The organism is Photobacterium andalusiense, assembly GCF_900185625.1.
Taxonomy (GTDB): Bacteria; Pseudomonadota; Gammaproteobacteria; order Enterobacterales; family Vibrionaceae; genus Photobacterium; species Photobacterium aquimaris.
Genome location: NZ_FYAJ01000008.1, coordinates 80,906 through 98,973, shown reverse-complemented (window position 1 = coordinate 98,973; position 18,068 = coordinate 80,906). Strand labels below are relative to the sequence as shown.

Sequence of the window (18,068 nt, the reverse complement as noted above, 5' to 3'; positions counted from 1 at the left end):
CTACCGCCTTTATGAGTCGATATTGCTGGTGCCTATTCCACTATTTACCAGCAATATCACACCTAACGGCTATTATCTAATACCATTATATGTCGTACTTATTATAAATGTATTTCTTATGATAGAGGAAATAAATAGCCGACAATGCTAAATAAATAGGTTTTCCTATGAAAAAAAACATTCAATCAATCCGTGGTGTTTCTGATATTTTGCCAGAACAAACTCCGATTTGGTTATGGCTTGAATCGATCATCAAACAAGTAACTCATAGCTATGGTTACCAACAAATTCGGCTACCAATTATTGAGCCTCTGGCTTTGTTTGAGCGCGCTGTCGGTGAATCAACCGACATTGTATCAAAAGAAATGTATAATTTTGTTGATAAAAGTGGCGAACATATCACTCTGCGCCCAGAAGGTACCAGCAGCTGTGCTCGCGCCGTCATTGAGCATAATATGTGTTATAACAACACTCAGCGGTTATGGTATCAAGGTCCAATGTTCCGCTATGAAAGGCCACAAAAAGGACGCCTACGCCAATTTACTCAATTTGGTGTCGAAACCTTTGGCATGGCAGGTGCCGATATTGATGCTGAATTAATTTGCATGTCCTACGATATTTTCAAAGCATTAGGCGTTGAGCAACACATTGCCCTTGAAATTAATTCACTGGGAACTACCGCAGAACGTCATATTCACCGCCAACACCTGATCACTTATTTTGAGCAACATCTAGCCTTGTTAGATCAAGATAGTCTTAATCGTCTCACCACTAATCCCTTACGCATTTTAGACAGTAAAAACCCCGACATGCAGGACATGATCAATGCAGCACCGCAGCTGATTGATTTTATCGGTCAAGACTCTCTGGCTCATTTCAATAAACTGCAATACTTACTTGATCAAGCGAATATCAAATATACCATCAATCCACGTTTAGTCCGTGGCCTTGATTACTATTCAAAAACAGTATTTGAGTGGATAACCGATAAGCTTGGCTCACAAGCTACTGTTTGTGGTGGCGGTCGTTATGATGGGCTAATTGAACTATTTAGTAAAAATGCCTTACCTGGTTCAGGGTTTGCTATCGGAATTGAACGACTACTATTATTAGTCGAGACGCTAGGACTTGATAAAGGGATAAATAATGATCCTGATATCACCATTACCACCGAGTCAGACCACCAAAATGCCAATGCATTGCTGGTTGCCTATAATATTCGTCATCAATTGCCAAAACTACAAGTTCTAACAGATCTCAGTCATAGCAAAATAAAGCGTCAACACAATCGAGCATTAAAGGCTGGTTCCAAGCTGATCATCACTCTTAATGACAATGATGAGGTTGGACTATGGTATCCAAAAACTAATCAATCTCAGACGGTTAATATTAACAATGTCATGGTTGCTATTAGTGAGCACCTTCAGCAATTAAAATAATCCTCTTAATCAGTGTGCGGTTACCTTAGGGTGACTGTACACTTTCACTACCGCTATCCAGCGCCCGCGACATAGCCATTGTAAGTATCTTTTATAAGCCACTATAACGATCATCATTGATGATAACGTGATCATTAACACGTAATCTCTTTCATCATTGCTATTGCATACTAAGTGTGAGTATGTTTTCAAATAGCTGTGATAAAATAACAACATAATGACGTTTTTTTGAGGCTCTATGACGGTTCAAACTCAACTGCTAGCCAAAGCACAACTGCTCTGTGATCAACGCGGGGTAAGAATGACACCCCAGCGATTAAAAGTACTGGCACTGATCATTAATCATCATAGTTCTATTAGCGCTTATGAATTACTTGATTTACTTAAAGCATCAGAACCCCAAGCTAAGCCACCAACAGTTTATCGCGCGTTAGATTTTCTATTAGCACAAGGGTTTGTGCATAAAGTCGAGTCAACCAACAGCTATATTGCTTGTTGTGTACTCGGTCATGCAGAGCATTGCTCACAATTATTAATTTGTGATAAATGTGGATTTGTTGAAGAAACCCACGATGATGAACTAGCAAAGCTGTTACGTATAAAATCAGAGCAATATGGTTTTACGAGCAAGCATCACGTAATTGAAAGCCATGGTATTTGTCATAAATGCCAGCAAGCAAACCACGACTAATCCAATGTTAGTGCTATCAAAAACACTGATAGCACTATTTCGCCACTCACAAACTATCGTAATGATATTCAACACAATATTAATTAACGTTAGCTCAAACATAAAAGCATAATAAAAAACTACTCATTGTTATAAATTCGATCTAGACTGAGCCAGTCATAAGCATCTAGTTACCTATCAGCTGTGACTACTACTATTAGTCTATAAAGGAAAGACGTACATGAGTAAACTGACTGGAACCGTAAAGTGGTTCAACGATGATAAAGGCTTTGGTTTTATTTCTGCAGCCGATGGTAAAGATGTGTTTGTTCACTTCAGTGCTATTCAGGCACAAGGACGTAAAACATTGCGTGAAGGCCAAAGTGTTGAGTTTATCGTAACTGATGGTCAGAAAGGCCCCCAAGCTAGCGATGTTGTTACGCTATAACTGACAAACAGCAAAAAATAAAAAACGCCGCTATCATTATGATTGCGGCGTTTTATTTTATCGGCTAACTCTTTAACCAATAATAGGCATTATGCACGCCATTGTTTAAATGCATTGATCAAACCATTGGTTGAGCTATCGTGGCTCACAACACCTTCGTTGCTATTTAGCTCAGGTAAAATTTGATTTGCCAGCTGCTTACCAAGTTCTACACCCCACTGATCAAAAGTAAAGATGTTCCAAATAACACCTTGAGTAAAGATTTTGTGCTCATATAACGCAATCAGTGCGCCTAATGTATATGGTGTAATTTCTTTAAGCAGAATCGAGTTCGTTGGACGGTTACCTTCAAACACTTTAAATTCAGCTAACTCATCAATTTCTTGCTGTGACTTACCTGCAGCAACAAATTCAGCTTCTACTGTCTCACGACTCTTACCAAATGCTAATGCTTCTGTTTGAGCAAAGAAGTTAGCCATTAATTTAGGATGGTGATCACCTAATGGATTGTGGCTAATTGCCGGTGCAATAAAGTCACATGGAATTAATTTAGTACCTTGGTGAATAAGCTGATAGAACGCGTGTTGACCATTGGTACCAGGTTCACCCCAAATGATAGGGCCCGTTTGGTAATCTACTGGCTTGCCGCCACGATCAACATACTTGCCATTAGACTCCATGTTACCTTGCTGGAAATAAGCAGGGAAACGATGCATATATTGGTCGTAAGGAAGAATAGCTTCTGTTTCAGCACCGTGGAAATTATTGTACCAAATACCAATTAACGCCAAAATCACTGGTAATTTTTGCTCTAGTGGTGCTTGAACAAAGTGGTTATCCATTGCATGGCCACCTTCAAGTAACTTAACAAAGTTATCAAAACCAACCGCTAAGCTAATTGAAAGACCGATCGCAGACCATAGTGAGTAACGACCACCTACCCAATCCCAAAACTCAAACATGTTATCAGTATCGATACCAAACTCAGCCACTGACTCGGCATTCGTAGAAAGCGCAGCAAAGTGCTTAGCCACGTGAACTTTATCTTCAGCCATTGCTAAGAACCAATCACGTGCAGATAACGCATTGGTCATGGTTTCTTGAGTTGTAAATGTTTTTGATGCAATTAAGAATAATGTTGTTTCAGGATTTAAGTCTTTTAACGTCTCAACAATATGGGTTGCATCGACGTTAGAAACAAAGTGCATGTTTAGACGAGTTTTGTACGCTGATAGCGCTTCAGAAACCATGTACGGACCAAGATCTGAACCACCAATACCGATGTTAACGACATCAGTAATTTCTTTGCCGGTATAACCTTTCCACTCACCGCTTACGATGCGGTTAGTGAAGCTTTCCATTTTAGCTAATACGGCATTAACCGCCGGCATAACATCTTCACCATCAACAATGATTGGCGTGTTACTGCGATTACGTAGCGCAACATGAAGCACAGCACGATCTTCAGTTCGGTTAATTTTCACGCCGTTGAACATATCTGCAATAGCGGCCTCTAACTCGGTCTCTTTCGCTAGTGCAAACAACTTAGTCAAAGTTTCTTCCGTGATCAGGTTCTTTGAGTAATCCAATAAAATATCAGAACCAAACTGAGCAGAAAACTTGGCAAAACGCTCGCTATCATTAGCAAATAAATCACTTAATTCAAAATCTTGAGCTTGTTCAAAATGTTCAGTCAGAGCTTGCCATGCTGTGGTTTGTGTTGGATTAATGTTCTTTAACATAATAATGTTCCCGATGTTGTTATGTTCATCCCTCGAATCATATCACCTTCGAAAGATCCTTGATCTATGCCTGTCACCTAGCATGCTAGGTATCTAATAATAATGCTATCTGTTACAACTAATTATGACTTTAAAATAACATTATCGTCATTGCGTCAAATCACGAAAATATGACAGCATCATACCTGTATTTATCAATAAGATGATAATGGTAATCACTAATTAAACTAAAAGGTTTCACCGATAGGTAAATAGCTATGTGGTATCAAAAGACGATTCATCTTACTCCGAGAGCGCGAGGGTTTCATCTAATAACCGTCGAGATAGAGCAAAATTTAACAATAATTCAATCATTAAAGGTTGGAATGGTACATTGCTTTATTCAACATACATCAGCCAGCTTAACCATTAATGAAAATGCAGATCCAACCGTTCGTGATGATATGGAAGCACATTTTAATCACAGTGTTCCTGAGCGAGCGGCTTTTTATCAACATACCTATGAAGGTGATGATGACATGCCAGCCCATATTAAAACGTCATTACTTGGTAATAGTATTAGTATTCCTATTACGGATGGTCAACTTGCATTAGGTATGTGGCAAGGAATTTACTTAGGTGAACACCGAGATCACGGCGGTTCACGACGCATTGTTATTACCATTCAAGGTGAATAACAACTAAAAGCCGCGGACAATTCACAATGCCGCGGCTGTTATTATAACTTGGATTATGAATAGGTCATCGCGACGCGAGGTGTTAACTTGGTCATTAATTCATAAGCGATTACGCCTGTATATTGTGCGACCACTTCAGCGGGTAAACCTTTACCCCATAATGTGGCTTCATCACCAACTTTATCTGTCGCATCAGGTCCAAGATCAACCGTTAACATATCCATCGAAACGCGACCTGCAGTTGGTACAATACGGCCGTTTATCATCACCGGTGTTCCATTAGGTGCACAACGTGGGTAACCATCACCATAGCCAATTGCAATAACGCCTACTTTAGTGTCCCGCTCACTGGTCCAAATACCACCGTAACCGACTTGCTCACCTTTTTTGACTTCGCGTACTGCAATTAAACTAGAAGTTAACGTCATCACAGGTTGTAAGTTATAACTCGATGCCATGCGGTCTAATTGATCAAATGGCGATACACCATACATAATAATGCCAGGTCGAATCCACTCAAAATGACTATCAGGCCATGCTAAAACACCAGCGGAAGCTGCTAGTGAACGCTCCCCTTCATAAGGCTTAGTTAACGTTGAAAAACACTCGATTTGCTTAACGGTAATATCACTACCTAAGTCATCTGCATTCCCAAAGTGGCTAATAAAGCGTAATGGCTTAGCAACATTATTACAGTCATTTAAACGCTGCATAAATTGAGGTACTTGCTCTGGACGTAACCCTAAACGATGCATCCCTGTATCAATTTTCACCCACACTCGTACCGGACCATCTAAGTCAGCTTGTTCAAGTGCTTCAAGTTGTTCAATCGAATGCACTACGGTATGAATATTATTAGTAACCAATACCGGTAAATCGGTTGATGCGTAAAAACCTTCTAGTAATAAAATCGGTTTTACTACTCCACCAGCACGCAGCGTTAATGCTTCTTCTATTCGTGCTACACCATAGGCATCAACATTGGTAAGGCTTTTCGCCACATCTAACAACCCATGCCCATATGCATTGGCTTTAACAACCGCCAGAATTTTACTGTTTGGTGCCTGCAGGCGGATTTGACTCAGGTTATGTGCCAAAGCTTGGGTATCAATATGTGCAGTTGCAGCTTTCATCCAATATCCTAAATAATTTTTAAGGCTTACTCTTCATCAAAGGCTGGGCCAGCATAGTTATCAAAACGTGAAAACTGGCCTTGGAAGGTTAAACGTACAGTACCAATTGGACCATTACGTTGCTTACCTAAGATAATTTCAGCGATCCCTTTAAGGGCACTATCTTCGTGATAAACCTCATCACGGTATATAAACATGATTAAGTCAGCATCCTGCTCGATGGCGCCAGATTCACGCAAATCAGAGTTAACAGGACGTTTATCTGCTCGTTGCTCCAATGAACGGTTAAGCTGAGACAGAGCAACAACGGGCACATTTAATTCTTTTGCTAATGCTTTTAGCGAGCGTGAGATTTCAGCGATCTCAAGGGTACGGTTTTCTTGTAAGCCAGGGACACGCATCAACTGAAGGTAGTCAATCATGATCATGCTCAAACCGCCATTATCACGCGCAATACGGCGTGCACGTGAACGTACTTCGGTCGGTGTTAAACCTGAACTATCATCAATGAACATATTCTTTTTTTGCATCAGAATACCCATTGTTGATGATATTCGAGCCCAATCTTCATCGTCTAATTGCCCGGTACGGATCTTGGTTTGATCGACACGCGATAATGATGCCAACATACGCATCATGATTTGTTCTGCAGGCATTTCTAACGAGAAAATTAAAACCGGTTTTTCTTGATCCATGGCAGCGTTTTCACACAAGTTCATCGCAAAAGTGGTTTTACCCATCGATGGACGTGCCGCAACAATAATTAGATCTGAGCCCTGTAAACCCGCGGTTTTTTTGTTGAGATCAGTAAAACCTGTTGATACCCCCGTTACACCATCTTGCGGCGATTGATACAACAACTCAATCCGCTCAAGTGTCCGCTCTAAAATAGTATCAACGTTTTGCGGGCCTTCTTTATCGTTAGTGCGTTGCTCGGCGATGGCAAAAACTTTACTTTCAGCCATATCCAGTAAGTCTTCACTGGTGCGCCCTTGTGGATCATAACCAGCATCGGCAATTTCATTGGCGACGCCTATCATGTCACGGATCAGCGCGCGTTCTCTTACAATATCAGCATACGCTAAAATATTGGCTGCCGACGGCGTATTTTTAGCTAACTCGGCAAGGTAAGCAAACCCGCCGACATCATCTAATTTATCAGATCGCTCAAGATGTTCAGACAGCGTGATCAAATCAAGTGGCTGTCCACCTTCCAATAAGGCTGCGGTTGCCTCAAAAATAATCCGATGAGGACGGCTGTAAAAGTCTTTTGCAACCACTTTCTCAGCAACAGTATCCCAACGCTCATTATCCAGCATTAAACCGCCAAGTACTGATTGTTCAGCCTCAAGCGAATGCGGTGGCATCTTAATGGCGTCCATTTGATTATCTTTTAATTGTTTCGATTTACGATTATCTGTCATAGCAATTGTGCATTTACCAAAACCAAGAACGGAGCTCGATAGTATAACCTATCCCCTGCTCCTGCGTAGCTATAAACCATGATGATTGCGCACTTGCAACGCTAACAATTATCCTCCTTTTTAATTTAACCAAAAGTATGACCAGCATTCCTAACCAAAAGCTGACAAATTTACGTTAGAATACTGCGCTTAATATTTTTATTATTACACCAGCTGCCAGCGGAGGACTTTTGGCAAGATATATACTCACATTGCTGTTGCTTGCCACTACCGCAGCCAATGCCAGTGAAGAACCAACAACTGAAGCGTCAAATGAACCCTCACCACTGACCAGTAGTATCGGCTTAGGTTATCAATCGCTATCGGGTAATTCTAACTCTCAGACCATGAATGGTAATATTGCGCTCACCTATACCAAAGGTCGTTATCAAACCACTGCCGATGCCAAATATATTATGGCAAAAAAAAATGGCGAGGAAGATAAGCGCAAATTATCAGCAAGTTTAAAAGCAAAACGTATGATCCGTGATGGGTATTACTGGTATGGCAATGGTAGCTATATTGATGACCGCTATGGGCCCTATTATGTGGATTCACTGGTATCAACCGGTATCGGTTACCGTCTCTTTAGCTATGAGACCTTTCAAACCTTAGTCGATATTGGTCCAGGTTTTCGCCATCAAGACCCCAATCTTGATGAGATAAAGAGTGACAGTATTGTTAAACAAGAGGTCGTCAATGAGGCAGTATTGCAAAGTACGGTCGATATACAATGGAAGCCACTTAAAACACTGACATTAAGTGCTAAAGTAAATATGGTATCAGGTAAAAGTAACACCACCATAGAAAGCTCATTAAATGCGACTAATGCCATTACCGATAATATCGCTTTAAATATTGGTTATACCCAGACCTATTATTCTTGGGTGCCTGAAACCATGAAAAACTCTGATTCAACCACCACGATATCAATAATTTATACGCTTTAGTTACCAATATCCCAAATTACAGACATAAAAAAACCAGCCCGAAGGCTGGTTTTTTACTATTAAAGCTAAAAGCGATTACTCTGCAGCAACAACGTTTAGTTTAACAGTTGCGAATACGTCTGAGCTTAGCTGAACGCTAACTTCAAATTCGCCAGTCGTACGTAGTGCACCTTCAGGTAGACGTACTTCACTCTTAACAAGTGCAACGCCTGCAGCAGCAACTGCTTCAGCGATGTCACGAGTACCGATTGAGCCGAATAGTTTACCTTCGTCACCAGCTTTAGATGCAATAACAACACCTTCAAGCGTGTTTAGTGCTTCAGCACGTGCTACAGCAGCAGCGTGTTGCTCAGCAACTTTAGCTTCTAGCTCTGCACGACGTGCGTCGAACATTTCAACGTTCGCTTTAGTCGCCATAACTGCCTTAGCTTGTGGGATAAGGAAGTTACGAGCGTAGCCCGCTTTAACGTTAACCTGGTCGCCAAGGCCACCTAGGTTAGCGATTTTATCAAGTAGAATAACTTGCATTATCTTGTCCTCTATTAAGTTCTAAAAACGACTGCCGCTTACAGATGCTTATCTGTGTACGGTAGAAGTGCTAGGTAACGAGAACGCTTGATAGCGCGAGCTAGCTGACGCTGGTATTTAGCGCGAGTACCAGTGATACGGCTAGGTACAATCTTACCAGCTTCAGTGATGTAGTTTTTTAGAGTTGCTACGTCTTTGTAGTCAATCTCTTGTACGCCTTCTGCTGTAAAACGGCAGAATTTACGACGACGGAAGAAACGAGCCATGGGCTATCTCCTGATCTAAATTAAGTCAATATGATCGGCATGCAAAACTAATTTCCCGATACCATTACGGCCGGTTTGGTAAGAGATAAATCCCTCCACCTTAATATTGCTTCCGACAACTAAATCTTGAGTGAGTATTTGTTGACCTTTACCACTGATTACCACGTTAATATAACAATATATTTGGCGTGGTAAGTCAGCTTCCCGCTGCACAGAACGATGCTCAAGCACAAAGTGACAATGAGGAATGCCTGCCGGAGATTGGCTTCGCTTGGGATGTTTGGCAATAGTACCAGTCAACACCAGACGATTAGTCATTTAAACAAATTACTCAGCAGCTGCTTCGCCTTCAGATTGTGCTTCAGCACGATCTTCACGCTTAGTGAAACGCTCTTCTTTAGCCTTCATCATTGGAGATGGCTCAGTAACAGCGTTTTTAGTACGCATGATCATGTTACGGATCACTGCGTCGTTGAAGCGGAAGTTTGACTCAAGCTCGTCAACAACAGTCTGCTCAGCTTCTACGTTCATAAGAACGTAATGTGCTTTGTGCAGCTTGTTAATTGGGTAAGCCATTTGACGGCGGCCCCAATCTTCTAGACGGTGAATTTGACCACCAGAATCTTTGATAGCAGCAGTGTAACGCTCGATCATGCCAGCAACTTGCTCGCTTTGATCAGGGTGCACCATGAATACGATTTCGTAATGACGCATAGGTTGCTCCTTACGGATTATTCAGCTTCCCTTGTCGGCTCGGTTATCCTGGGGAAGCAAGGAACTAAAAAAAAGAACCGAGAATTTGGATGACGGATAGTACAGAGAATGATCAATCTAGGCAAGCTTATTTTATCATCACTAGCCTCATTTCAATCAAATGTACCCTTGTCTCAGTCAATCTTGCCTTTAGGGTGATAACAGCTTTTCTTGATGGTGATTTTTTATACGGCTTAATAATAAAAAACCCGCGCAGTATTGACTGAACGGGTTTAAATAATTATGCAGTTATTTATGCTTAATCACGCATTAACCGCGTTGACGTACCGCTTCAAACAAACAAATGCCAGTAGCAACAGATACGTTCAAACTTGATACTGAGCCCGCCATTGGGATCTTAATCAAATCATCACAGGTTTCACGGGTTAAACGACGCATACCTTCACCTTCAGCACCCATCACAATCGCCAATGGCCCTGTTAGTTTGCTGTGATAAATATCATGGGTTGCTTCGCCTGCAGTACCAACAATCCATACACCTTTATCTTGTAGCGCACGCATGGTACGAGCAAGATTGGTTACACGCACTAATGGCATAATTTCAGCCGCGCCACAGGCTACTTTACTTGCGGTCGCATTAAGTTGTGCCGATCGATCTTTGGGTACAATCACGGCCACAGCGCCAGCAGCATCTGCGTTACGTAGACATGCACCTAAATTATGTGGATCAGTCACACCATCTAAAATCAGTAGTAACGGATTTTCTTTGGTTGCTAATAGGTCATCAAGATTATTTTCGTTATATTGCTTACCTGGACGTACACGCGCAATAATGCCTTGATGAGAGGCGCCATCAACTTTGTCATCTAATGCTTTACGGCCCGCTTCTTGAATCGTGATACCTAAGTCTTGCAACTCAGTAATTAGCGGCAATAAACGCTCATCTTCACGTCCTTTGAGTACGAATACTTCAATAAAACGCACAGGATCAGATGCAAGCACGGCTTTAACGGCATGGATGCCAAAAATCATATCATTACTCATCAATTAACTCTTCTTTGCTGCACGTTCAGATTTACCCACACGTTGCTTTTTCTTCTTGCGAACTTTGGGTTTCTTTTTAGGATCAGTCAGCGGCTTTTCATCCGATAACTTGCGTGGTTTTTTATTTCTTGGCTTTTTCTTTTTCGCGTCAGCAGCTGGAATCGCGCCTTCTTTTAACTTTTTACGTACTGAAGAACGCTCACGTTTATTTTTAGAACGCGATTCATCAGCGACCGCTTCGCCATTTTCAACTTTAAACGCTGGCATTCCCTGACGTTTAAGGCCTTCAGCTTTACGCATGCGTTGCTTTTTCTCACGCCCTTTGGCAGTTTTACCTGCACCGCGCTGCTTACGCTCAGCACCAACAATATCAAAATCTAATTGACGATCATTAAGGTTAATCGCCGCCACTTTGACATGAACAGTATCGCCTAAACGATAAATCACACCTGAGCTCTCACCCACCAAACGTTGACCCACAGGATCAAATTGGTAGTAATCGTTAGCAAGGTTTGAAATATGCACTAAACCATCAATGTTTAATTCATTAAGGCGAACAAAGAAACCAAAACCAGTAACGTTAGCAATCACACCTTCAAACTCATCGCCAAGGTGATCCTGCATGTACTCACACTTAAGCCAATCAGATACATCACGAGTAGCATCATCTGCGCGACGTTCAGTGGTTGAACACTGCTCGCCAATAGCATCAATTTCATCAAATGAATAATGATGACCACCAGTAGGCGTATCGTTCTTAGTATTGCCTGCTTGCTTAGCAATTAAGAATTTAATCGCACGGTGCAAAGTTAAGTCTGGGTAACGACGAATTGGCGACGTAAAGTGCGCATATTGGCTTAGGGCTAAACCAAAGTGACCAATATTATCTGCTTGATAGATCGCTTGTTTCATTGAGCGCAGTAGCATGGTTTGAATTAATTCACGATCATTACGATCTTGAATGATATTCGCTAATGCAGCGTAATCTTTCGGACTTGGCTCTAAACCACCACCAAGTTCTAAACTTAGCTCGCCTAAGAAATCACGGAAACCTTGTAGACGCTCTTCACCCGGGGTGTCGTGAACACGGTATAACGCTGGCTCTTTGGCACTTTCAACAAATTGTGCTGACGCGATATTGGCTAAAATCATACATTCTTCGATGATTTTATGGGCTTCATTACGCACTAACGGTACGATGTTCTCGATCTTACGATCAGCATTGAAGACAAACTTAGTTTCAACTGTTTCAAATTCAATCGCACCACGAGCTTCACGAGCTACTTTTAGTGCTTTAAACATGCTGTAAAGTTCTTCAAGGTGCGGTACTAAAGGTGCGTAACGTTGACGCAACTCTTCGTCACCTTCAAGCATGTTACTTACTTTGGTGTAAGTTAAGCGCGCATGTGAATTCATCACCGCTTCGTAATGCTTGTAGCCTGTCAGCTTACCGCCTTCAGAGACTGTCATCTCACACACCATACACAAGCGATCGACTTGTGGATTGAGTGAGCAAAGGCCATTTGACAGCACTTCTGGCAGCATCGGGATCACTTGAGCAGGGAAGTAAACTGAGTTACCTCGCTTTAGCGCTTCATTATCTAATGCTGATTTTGGACGCACATAGTAACTAACGTCAGCAATCGCGACCCATAAACGCCAGCCACCATCAGGGTTACGCTGACAATGTACCGCATCATCAAAGTCACGTGCATCTTCACCATCGATAGTTACTAACGGCAATTGACGTAAATCGACTCGGCCCAGCTTAGCTTCTTCTGGTACTTCTTCAGTCAGATGCTTAACTTGGTTATCAACTTCAGATGGCCACACATGAGGAATATCATGAGTGCGCAGGGCAATTTCAATTTCCATACCCGGCGCCATATTCTCACCCAGTACTTCAACAATACGACCCACGGCATTATGCTGTCGAGTGGCACGCTGATTGATCTCAACCACCACCACATTACCCATACGGGCACCTTGACGCACGTCTTGTGGAATAATGATATCTTGCGCAATGCGAGAATCATCAGGTACCACATAGCCCATGCCATCTTCAAGGAAGAAACGACCCACAATTTGAGTGGTTGATTCAGCTAATACGCGCACCACACGGCCTTCACGGCGGCCGCGTTTATCTTCGCCATCTGCTTGCGCTAAAATGTAATCACCATGGATCACACTCCGCATTTGATGGGCAGGTAACAATAAATCAGTGTCTTTACTGAATGTACCTTCAGGACGTAAAAAGCCAAAACCATCACGGTGGCCAATAACGTAACCTTTAATAAGATCTAATCGCTCAGGCAATGCATAGCACTGACGACGGGTGAAAATTAATTGACCATCACGCTCCATCGCACGTAGGCGACGACGCAAGCCTTCATATTGATCATCACCTTCAAGTTTTAACGCAGTAAATAACTGGTCGCGACTAACTGGTGCGCTAAAACCACGGATCACTTCTAACAGTAATTCACGGCTTGGAATGGGATTTTCGTAATTAGAAGCTTCGCGTTCGCGAAAAGGATCAACCGGTAAATCGGTAGTACCTTTAGACATAAACAGTTCCTGTTGGCCAGCCATACCTTTAGTATACCCAGCTCTTAGGTGAACAGATGGGAACTGGCAATAAAAACCAATTCCACTAAATAATAGGGAGTAGTGTGATGCTAGACTATTATCATCAAATAGCCTTAGTGTTCTGCAGGCAATCCCAATAAGACACGTAACGGTGGATTATTATCAACCAAAGTCAGTAATGTGTACTTATCTAGCTCATTTAAAAAAGCATTACGCGCATCAGCAAGGATTCCCTTTAGCTGACAAGCAGGAGTAATATTACAAAAATCAGGCGCACAATTGACGATTTGTAACGGTTCAATCGCCCTTACCACATGCCCCAATACAATATTACCCGCAGGCATTCCTAAGCGAATACCACCATTTTTCCCTCGTACGGTTTCTACATAACCTAATTGGCCTAATTTATTAATAATTTTGACCATATGGTTACGCGACACAGCATAGGTATCGGTTACTTTTGTGATACTTGTTAACTCCCCCTCAGGCAAGCTTGCAAGATATATCAAGGCACGTAGGCCATAATCGGTAAAACTGGTTAACTGCACATTCACTCCTCCTGTTGCTATTTTAATCTCGTTCTTGACTAAAAGATACAGATCAGATACAACTTATAACATATATTATAAATACAACTTATAAAGAGAAAGTAATGCTCACTCAAAAAACCATTGATATCGTAAAATCGACCGCCCCCGTCATTGCCGCTGCAGGTCCTGCAGTAACCCAGCACTTTTATCAGCGTATGTTTCACCACAACCCTGAGTTAAAAGATATTTTTAACATGAGCAACCAACAAAACAGAGACAATGACGCCCCTTCTAGTCAACAACAAGCGCTGTTTAATGCTGTTTGTGCTTACGCTAATAATATTGATAATTTAGCAGTATTATTGCCTGCCGTTGAAAAAATAGCCCAAAAACATACCAGCTTTTTAATTTCGGCAGATCAATATCAGATCGTGGGTAGCCATCTATTAGCCACTATTGATGAATTATTATCCCCAGGACAAGAAGTATTAGATGCTTGGGCTGAAGCTTACGGCGTGCTAGCAACTATTTTTATTAACCGTGAACAAGAAATCTACCAAGAAAACGATAATAAACTCGGTGGCTGGCGTGGAATGCGAGAGTTTGTAGTAACGGAAAAACAACAAAATAGTGATGCTATCACCAGCTTTACGTTTACCCCCGCAGATGGAGGCCAAGTCGCTGACTATAAGCCCGGCCAATATTTAGGTATTTATATTACTGCCGATGAATTAGATCACCAAGAGATCCGCCAATACAGCTTATCTGCTGCCCCTAATAATGCCAATTACCGTATCTCCGTTAAGCGTGAGTCTCAAGGTCTTGTATCAAACTATTTGCACGATAAAATCAATATTGGCGATAACGTTAAACTGGTTGCTCCGGCTGGGGATTTTTTCTTGAATGTTGAGCCACAAACACCAGTAACACTTATTTCAGCGGGGGTGGGCTTAACCCCAATGCTAGCAATGCTTGAAACACTAACTCAGCATCAAGCAGCAGTAAATTGGCTCCATGCAACAGAAAATGGCCACCAACATGCGTATAAAGATCATGTTAAAAATCTTGCTAACCACCACCAGCATATTACGGCATTAACCTGGTATAACACCCCCACTGCTACTGATCGTCCAGCAGAAGATTATAACTATCAAGGTTTAATTGAACTCAATAACATTGCCACTCAGATTTCTGACCCAACCATGCATTTTTATTGCTGCGGTCCGGTTGGCTTTATGCAATTTATCGCCAAGCAGTTAATTGAACTAGGTGTAACCAACGATCGTATTCATTATGAGTGTTTTGGGCCGCATAAAGTGCTGTAATATTTGTTAATTACTGGCCACACCATGATATCGTTTTAATCAAAAACAGCACCTAAATAAGGTGCTGTTTTTATTTTCATCACTAACGACTATTACCAAAATGATGAACGCCGTTTAGCCCGCGCGATAATATTGGCTGGCATCTTTTGCTCTAACTGCTGTCGCAAACGCCGAATTTGTTGATGTTGGCTTTTATTGGTAGTTACGGTTTGATACAACCATCGATAGGCATCTTCATAATCTAATGGGCTGCCATTATCAGCAATTAATAATTGTGCTAATTGAATTCGTGCACGAATATTACCGAGGGCAGCAGCTTCGCGTAAATACGGAATTGCACGCTCTTTATCCTGTTGCAAAATCACACCTTGAGCGTAATAGCGGCCGAGTTGCTCTAATGCAACCGGTACACCTTGCTGAGCGGCAGCACGCATATAATATACGCCTTGTTCCACATCTTTCGGCACACATACGCCCCACGCCAACATATCACCGTAAAGAAATTGATAGGTCGGTGATTCTATTTGTTCTGCTCGAGCTTGAATATCTTGCACTAACTGACAATCATCGGCTTTGACTTGGCGTAGATGGTGATTGGTTGCAAACCATGCACTCAACTGATCTTCGGTATAAACTGGTACAGCCTCTCCAATAATAGCAATCGCATGAACAGGTGTTGCCAACCAAGTAGCAAACATTATCAACCAGGGTTTCATTGGCATTCCTCAAACGTCGAATAATTAGCTATCGGCAATTTGAGAATAAACTTTAACTCAATACAAAGCAGCATAACGGTAATGTTGAGTTATAAAAAAACCAGCTCGAAAGCTGGTTTTTTTCAAATTCGCATCAGCGATTATTCACCGTATGGGTGAACTTTGATGATTGTCTCGTTACGGTCAGGACCTGTAGAGATAATATCAATTGGCACACCAGTTAACTCCTCGATACGAGCGATGTAATCAAGAGCTGCTTGTGGTAGCGCATCCAGTGTCTTAGCACCAAATGTTGTTTCGCTCCAACCTGGCATTGTTTCGTAGATTAGCTCTAGATCTTCGTACGCATCAGCAGCCATAGGAGAAACATTTAGGATCTCACCAGACTTAGTTTTGTAACCAGTACAGATTTTTAGCTCTTCTAGACCATCTAATACATCTAGTTTAGTTAGACAGAAACCAGAGATAGAGTTGATTTGTACTGCACGACGCATAGCAACAGCATCGAACCAACCAGTACGGCGTAGACGACCTGTCGTTGCGCCAAACTCGTTACCAACTGTACCTAGGTGCTTACCAACTGGATCTTGCTTATCTAGACCATCGTATAGCTCGGTAGGGAAAGGACCTGCACCAACACGAGTACAGTATGCTTTCGCGATACCTAGGATGTAACCTAAGTGACGTGGACCAAAACCAGAACCTGCAGCAACACCACCAGCAGTAGTATTAGAAGACGTTACGTATGGGTAAGTACCGTGATCGATATCAAGCAACGTACCTTGTGCGCCTTCAAACATGATCTTGTCGCCACGTAAACGTGCATCATCAAGTTCAGTCGTTACGTCGATTACCATTGAGGTAAGTAGATCAGCTTGTGAAAGTACTTTTGCTAATACTTCTTCATAGCTTACAGGCTCAGCATTGTAGTAATGCTCAAGCTGGAAATTGTGGTAAGCCATAACTTCTTTAAGCTTTGCTGCAAATGCTTCTTTATCAAATAGGTCGCCAACACGAAGACCGCGACGAGCAACTTTATCTTCGTAAGCAGGACCGATACCACGACCTGTTGTACCAATTGCTTTTTTACCACGAGCCGCTTCGCGTGCTTGGTCAAGAGCAATATGGTAAGGAAGAATTAGTGGACAAGCTTCTGACAGGAACAAACGCTCACGAACAGGAATACCACGTGCTTCTAGTGGACCCATCTCGTTCATTAGTGCATCAGGAGAAAGTACAACACCGTTACCGATGATGCATTTAACATTGTCACGTAGGATACCTGATGGGATCAGGTGAAGAACTGTTTTCTCACCATCAATAACTAGGGTGTGACCGGCGTTGTGTCCACCTTGGTAGCGAACCACATATTTTGCATCTTCGGTCAGGAGGTCAACGATCTTACCTTTACCTTCGTCACCCCATTGGGTGCCAAGAACGACTACATTATTTGCCATCTTTCTTCATCTATCAGTAGTTAAAAAAGGATTCTAGCACCTTAGCCGTCGGCTTGCAGTCATTTTTGGCTCAGTGCGCTTCTTATGCGCTTACTTTCAACGGTTATTTATGGCTGTTTTTCTATATTCTCACGTACATCATATAAGCAATAACGCTACCTGCAACCACCAGACATCCCCCTATACGACGCAGAACATTATCGTTTTGCTGGCTTAATTGGCTAACCATATTACGCCATCCTTGAGGCGCTAATAATGGTCCTAAGCCTTCAACAACTAACACTAAACCAATAGCTAACAAAACTGTATTCATCATAGATTTCATCCAAAAAAAAAGACAAGGCGAAGGCCTTGTCTTTATTATAACGATTACGCTG

At 42.0% G+C, this 18,068-nt stretch carries 19 protein-coding genes; 6 read left to right on the top strand and 13 right to left on the bottom strand.

The annotated features are described in order from the left end of the window. Positions 1–167: 167 nt before the first annotated feature. The 3 genes from hisS to PAND9192_RS16270 all read left to right on the top strand — a co-directional run bounded on the left by hisS (position 168) and on the right by PAND9192_RS16270 (position 2,557). Positions 168–1,439: a histidine--tRNA ligase gene (hisS, locus tag PAND9192_RS16280; protein WP_087854588.1), complete on the top strand. Its 1,272-nt coding sequence runs from the start codon at positions 168–170 to the stop codon at positions 1,437–1,439. 238 nt (positions 1,440–1,677) lie between these two features. After that, positions 1,678–2,130, top strand: coding sequence for a zinc uptake transcriptional repressor Zur (zur, locus tag PAND9192_RS16275; RefSeq protein ID WP_060998704.1), 453 nt, complete (start codon positions 1,678–1,680; stop codon positions 2,128–2,130). A 220-nt stretch (positions 2,131–2,350) separates the two neighbouring features. Further along, a complete protein-coding gene (locus PAND9192_RS16270) occupies positions 2,351–2,557 on the top strand; it encodes a cold-shock protein (RefSeq protein ID WP_060998703.1) in 207 nt (68 codons plus the stop codon). 89 nt (positions 2,558–2,646) lie between these two features. Here the strand turns inward: PAND9192_RS16270 and pgi are convergent, their stop codons facing one another. Beyond that, on the bottom strand, positions 2,647–4,299 hold the full coding sequence (gene pgi / locus PAND9192_RS16265) for a glucose-6-phosphate isomerase (RefSeq protein ID WP_087854587.1): 1,653 nt from the start codon (positions 4,297–4,299) through the stop codon (positions 2,647–2,649). 257 nt (positions 4,300–4,556) lie between these two features. Here pgi and PAND9192_RS16260 point away from each other — a divergent pair, with 257 nt between their 5' ends. Then, positions 4,557–4,976, top strand: coding sequence for a secondary thiamine-phosphate synthase enzyme YjbQ (locus PAND9192_RS16260; protein WP_087854586.1), 420 nt, complete (start codon positions 4,557–4,559; stop codon positions 4,974–4,976). A 53-nt stretch (positions 4,977–5,029) separates the two neighbouring features. Here the strand turns inward: PAND9192_RS16260 and alr are convergent, their stop codons facing one another. After that, positions 5,030–6,109, bottom strand: coding sequence for an alanine racemase (gene alr / locus PAND9192_RS16255; RefSeq protein ID WP_087854585.1), 1,080 nt, complete (start codon positions 6,107–6,109; stop codon positions 5,030–5,032). A gap of 26 nt (positions 6,110–6,135) precedes the next feature. Further along, complete coding sequence (locus PAND9192_RS16250) at positions 6,136–7,533, bottom strand: replicative DNA helicase (protein ID WP_036788807.1); 1,398 nt, start codon at positions 7,531–7,533, stop codon at positions 6,136–6,138. A 230-nt stretch (positions 7,534–7,763) separates the two neighbouring features. Between PAND9192_RS16250 and PAND9192_RS16245 the strand changes: the two genes are divergently transcribed. Continuing rightward, positions 7,764–8,522, top strand: coding sequence for a DUF481 domain-containing protein (locus tag PAND9192_RS16245; RefSeq protein WP_087854584.1), 759 nt, complete (start codon positions 7,764–7,766; stop codon positions 8,520–8,522). Between the two features lie 75 nt (positions 8,523–8,597). Here PAND9192_RS16245 and rplI read toward each other — a convergent pair whose 3' ends face one another. The 7 genes from rplI to nsrR all read right to left on the bottom strand — a co-directional run bounded on the left by rplI (position 8,598) and on the right by nsrR (position 14,211). Further along, positions 8,598–9,050 carry a 50S ribosomal protein L9 gene (gene rplI / locus PAND9192_RS16240; RefSeq protein WP_060998698.1) on the bottom strand — a complete coding sequence of 151 codons (453 nt, stop codon included), beginning with the start codon at positions 9,048–9,050 and terminating at the stop codon, positions 8,598–8,600. Positions 9,051–9,088: 38 nt separating this feature from the next. Beyond that, entirely contained in the window at positions 9,089–9,316 is a 228-nt protein-coding gene (rpsR, locus tag PAND9192_RS16235) for a 30S ribosomal protein S18 (protein WP_005421136.1), read from the bottom strand. Between the two features lie 15 nt (positions 9,317–9,331). After that, positions 9,332–9,634 (bottom strand): primosomal replication protein N, encoded by a 303-nt coding sequence (gene priB / locus PAND9192_RS16230; RefSeq protein WP_060998697.1) that lies wholly within the window; start codon positions 9,632–9,634, stop codon positions 9,332–9,334. 9 nt (positions 9,635–9,643) lie between these two features. Then, positions 9,644–10,030, bottom strand: a complete 387-nt coding sequence (gene rpsF, locus PAND9192_RS16225) for a 30S ribosomal protein S6 (RefSeq protein ID WP_087854583.1) — start codon at positions 10,028–10,030, stop codon at positions 9,644–9,646. A 309-nt stretch (positions 10,031–10,339) separates the two neighbouring features. Beyond that, on the bottom strand, positions 10,340–11,074 hold the full coding sequence (gene rlmB, locus PAND9192_RS16220) for a 23S rRNA (guanosine(2251)-2'-O)-methyltransferase RlmB (RefSeq protein ID WP_060998696.1): 735 nt from the start codon (positions 11,072–11,074) through the stop codon (positions 10,340–10,342). A gap of 3 nt (positions 11,075–11,077) precedes the next feature. Beyond that, positions 11,078–13,642, bottom strand: coding sequence for a ribonuclease R (rnr, locus tag PAND9192_RS16215; protein WP_087854582.1), 2,565 nt, complete (start codon positions 13,640–13,642; stop codon positions 11,078–11,080). Positions 13,643–13,776: 134 nt separating this feature from the next. Beyond that, a complete protein-coding gene (nsrR, locus tag PAND9192_RS16210; RefSeq protein ID WP_036788819.1) occupies positions 13,777–14,211 on the bottom strand; it encodes a nitric oxide-sensing transcriptional repressor NsrR in 435 nt (144 codons plus the stop codon). Between the two features lie 104 nt (positions 14,212–14,315). Between nsrR and hmpA the strand changes: the two genes are divergently transcribed. Beyond that, positions 14,316–15,518 carry an NO-inducible flavohemoprotein gene (gene hmpA, locus PAND9192_RS16205; protein ID WP_087854581.1) on the top strand — a complete coding sequence of 401 codons (1,203 nt, stop codon included), beginning with the start codon at positions 14,316–14,318 and terminating at the stop codon, positions 15,516–15,518. Positions 15,519–15,610: 92 nt separating this feature from the next. On the opposite strand, the gene motX is transcribed toward hmpA, so the two are convergent. From motX to PAND9192_RS16190, 3 genes are all read right to left on the bottom strand, one after another. Then, positions 15,611–16,216 (bottom strand): flagellar protein MotX, encoded by a 606-nt coding sequence (gene motX, locus PAND9192_RS16200; protein ID WP_370738396.1) that lies wholly within the window; start codon positions 16,214–16,216, stop codon positions 15,611–15,613. Between the two features lie 158 nt (positions 16,217–16,374). Next, complete coding sequence (locus tag PAND9192_RS16195) at positions 16,375–17,691, bottom strand: adenylosuccinate synthase (protein WP_065167974.1); 1,317 nt, start codon at positions 17,689–17,691, stop codon at positions 16,375–16,377. A gap of 121 nt (positions 17,692–17,812) precedes the next feature. Next, positions 17,813–18,007, bottom strand: coding sequence for a DUF2065 domain-containing protein (locus tag PAND9192_RS16190; RefSeq protein WP_087854579.1), 195 nt, complete (start codon positions 18,005–18,007; stop codon positions 17,813–17,815). Positions 18,008–18,068: the final 61 nt, after the last annotated feature.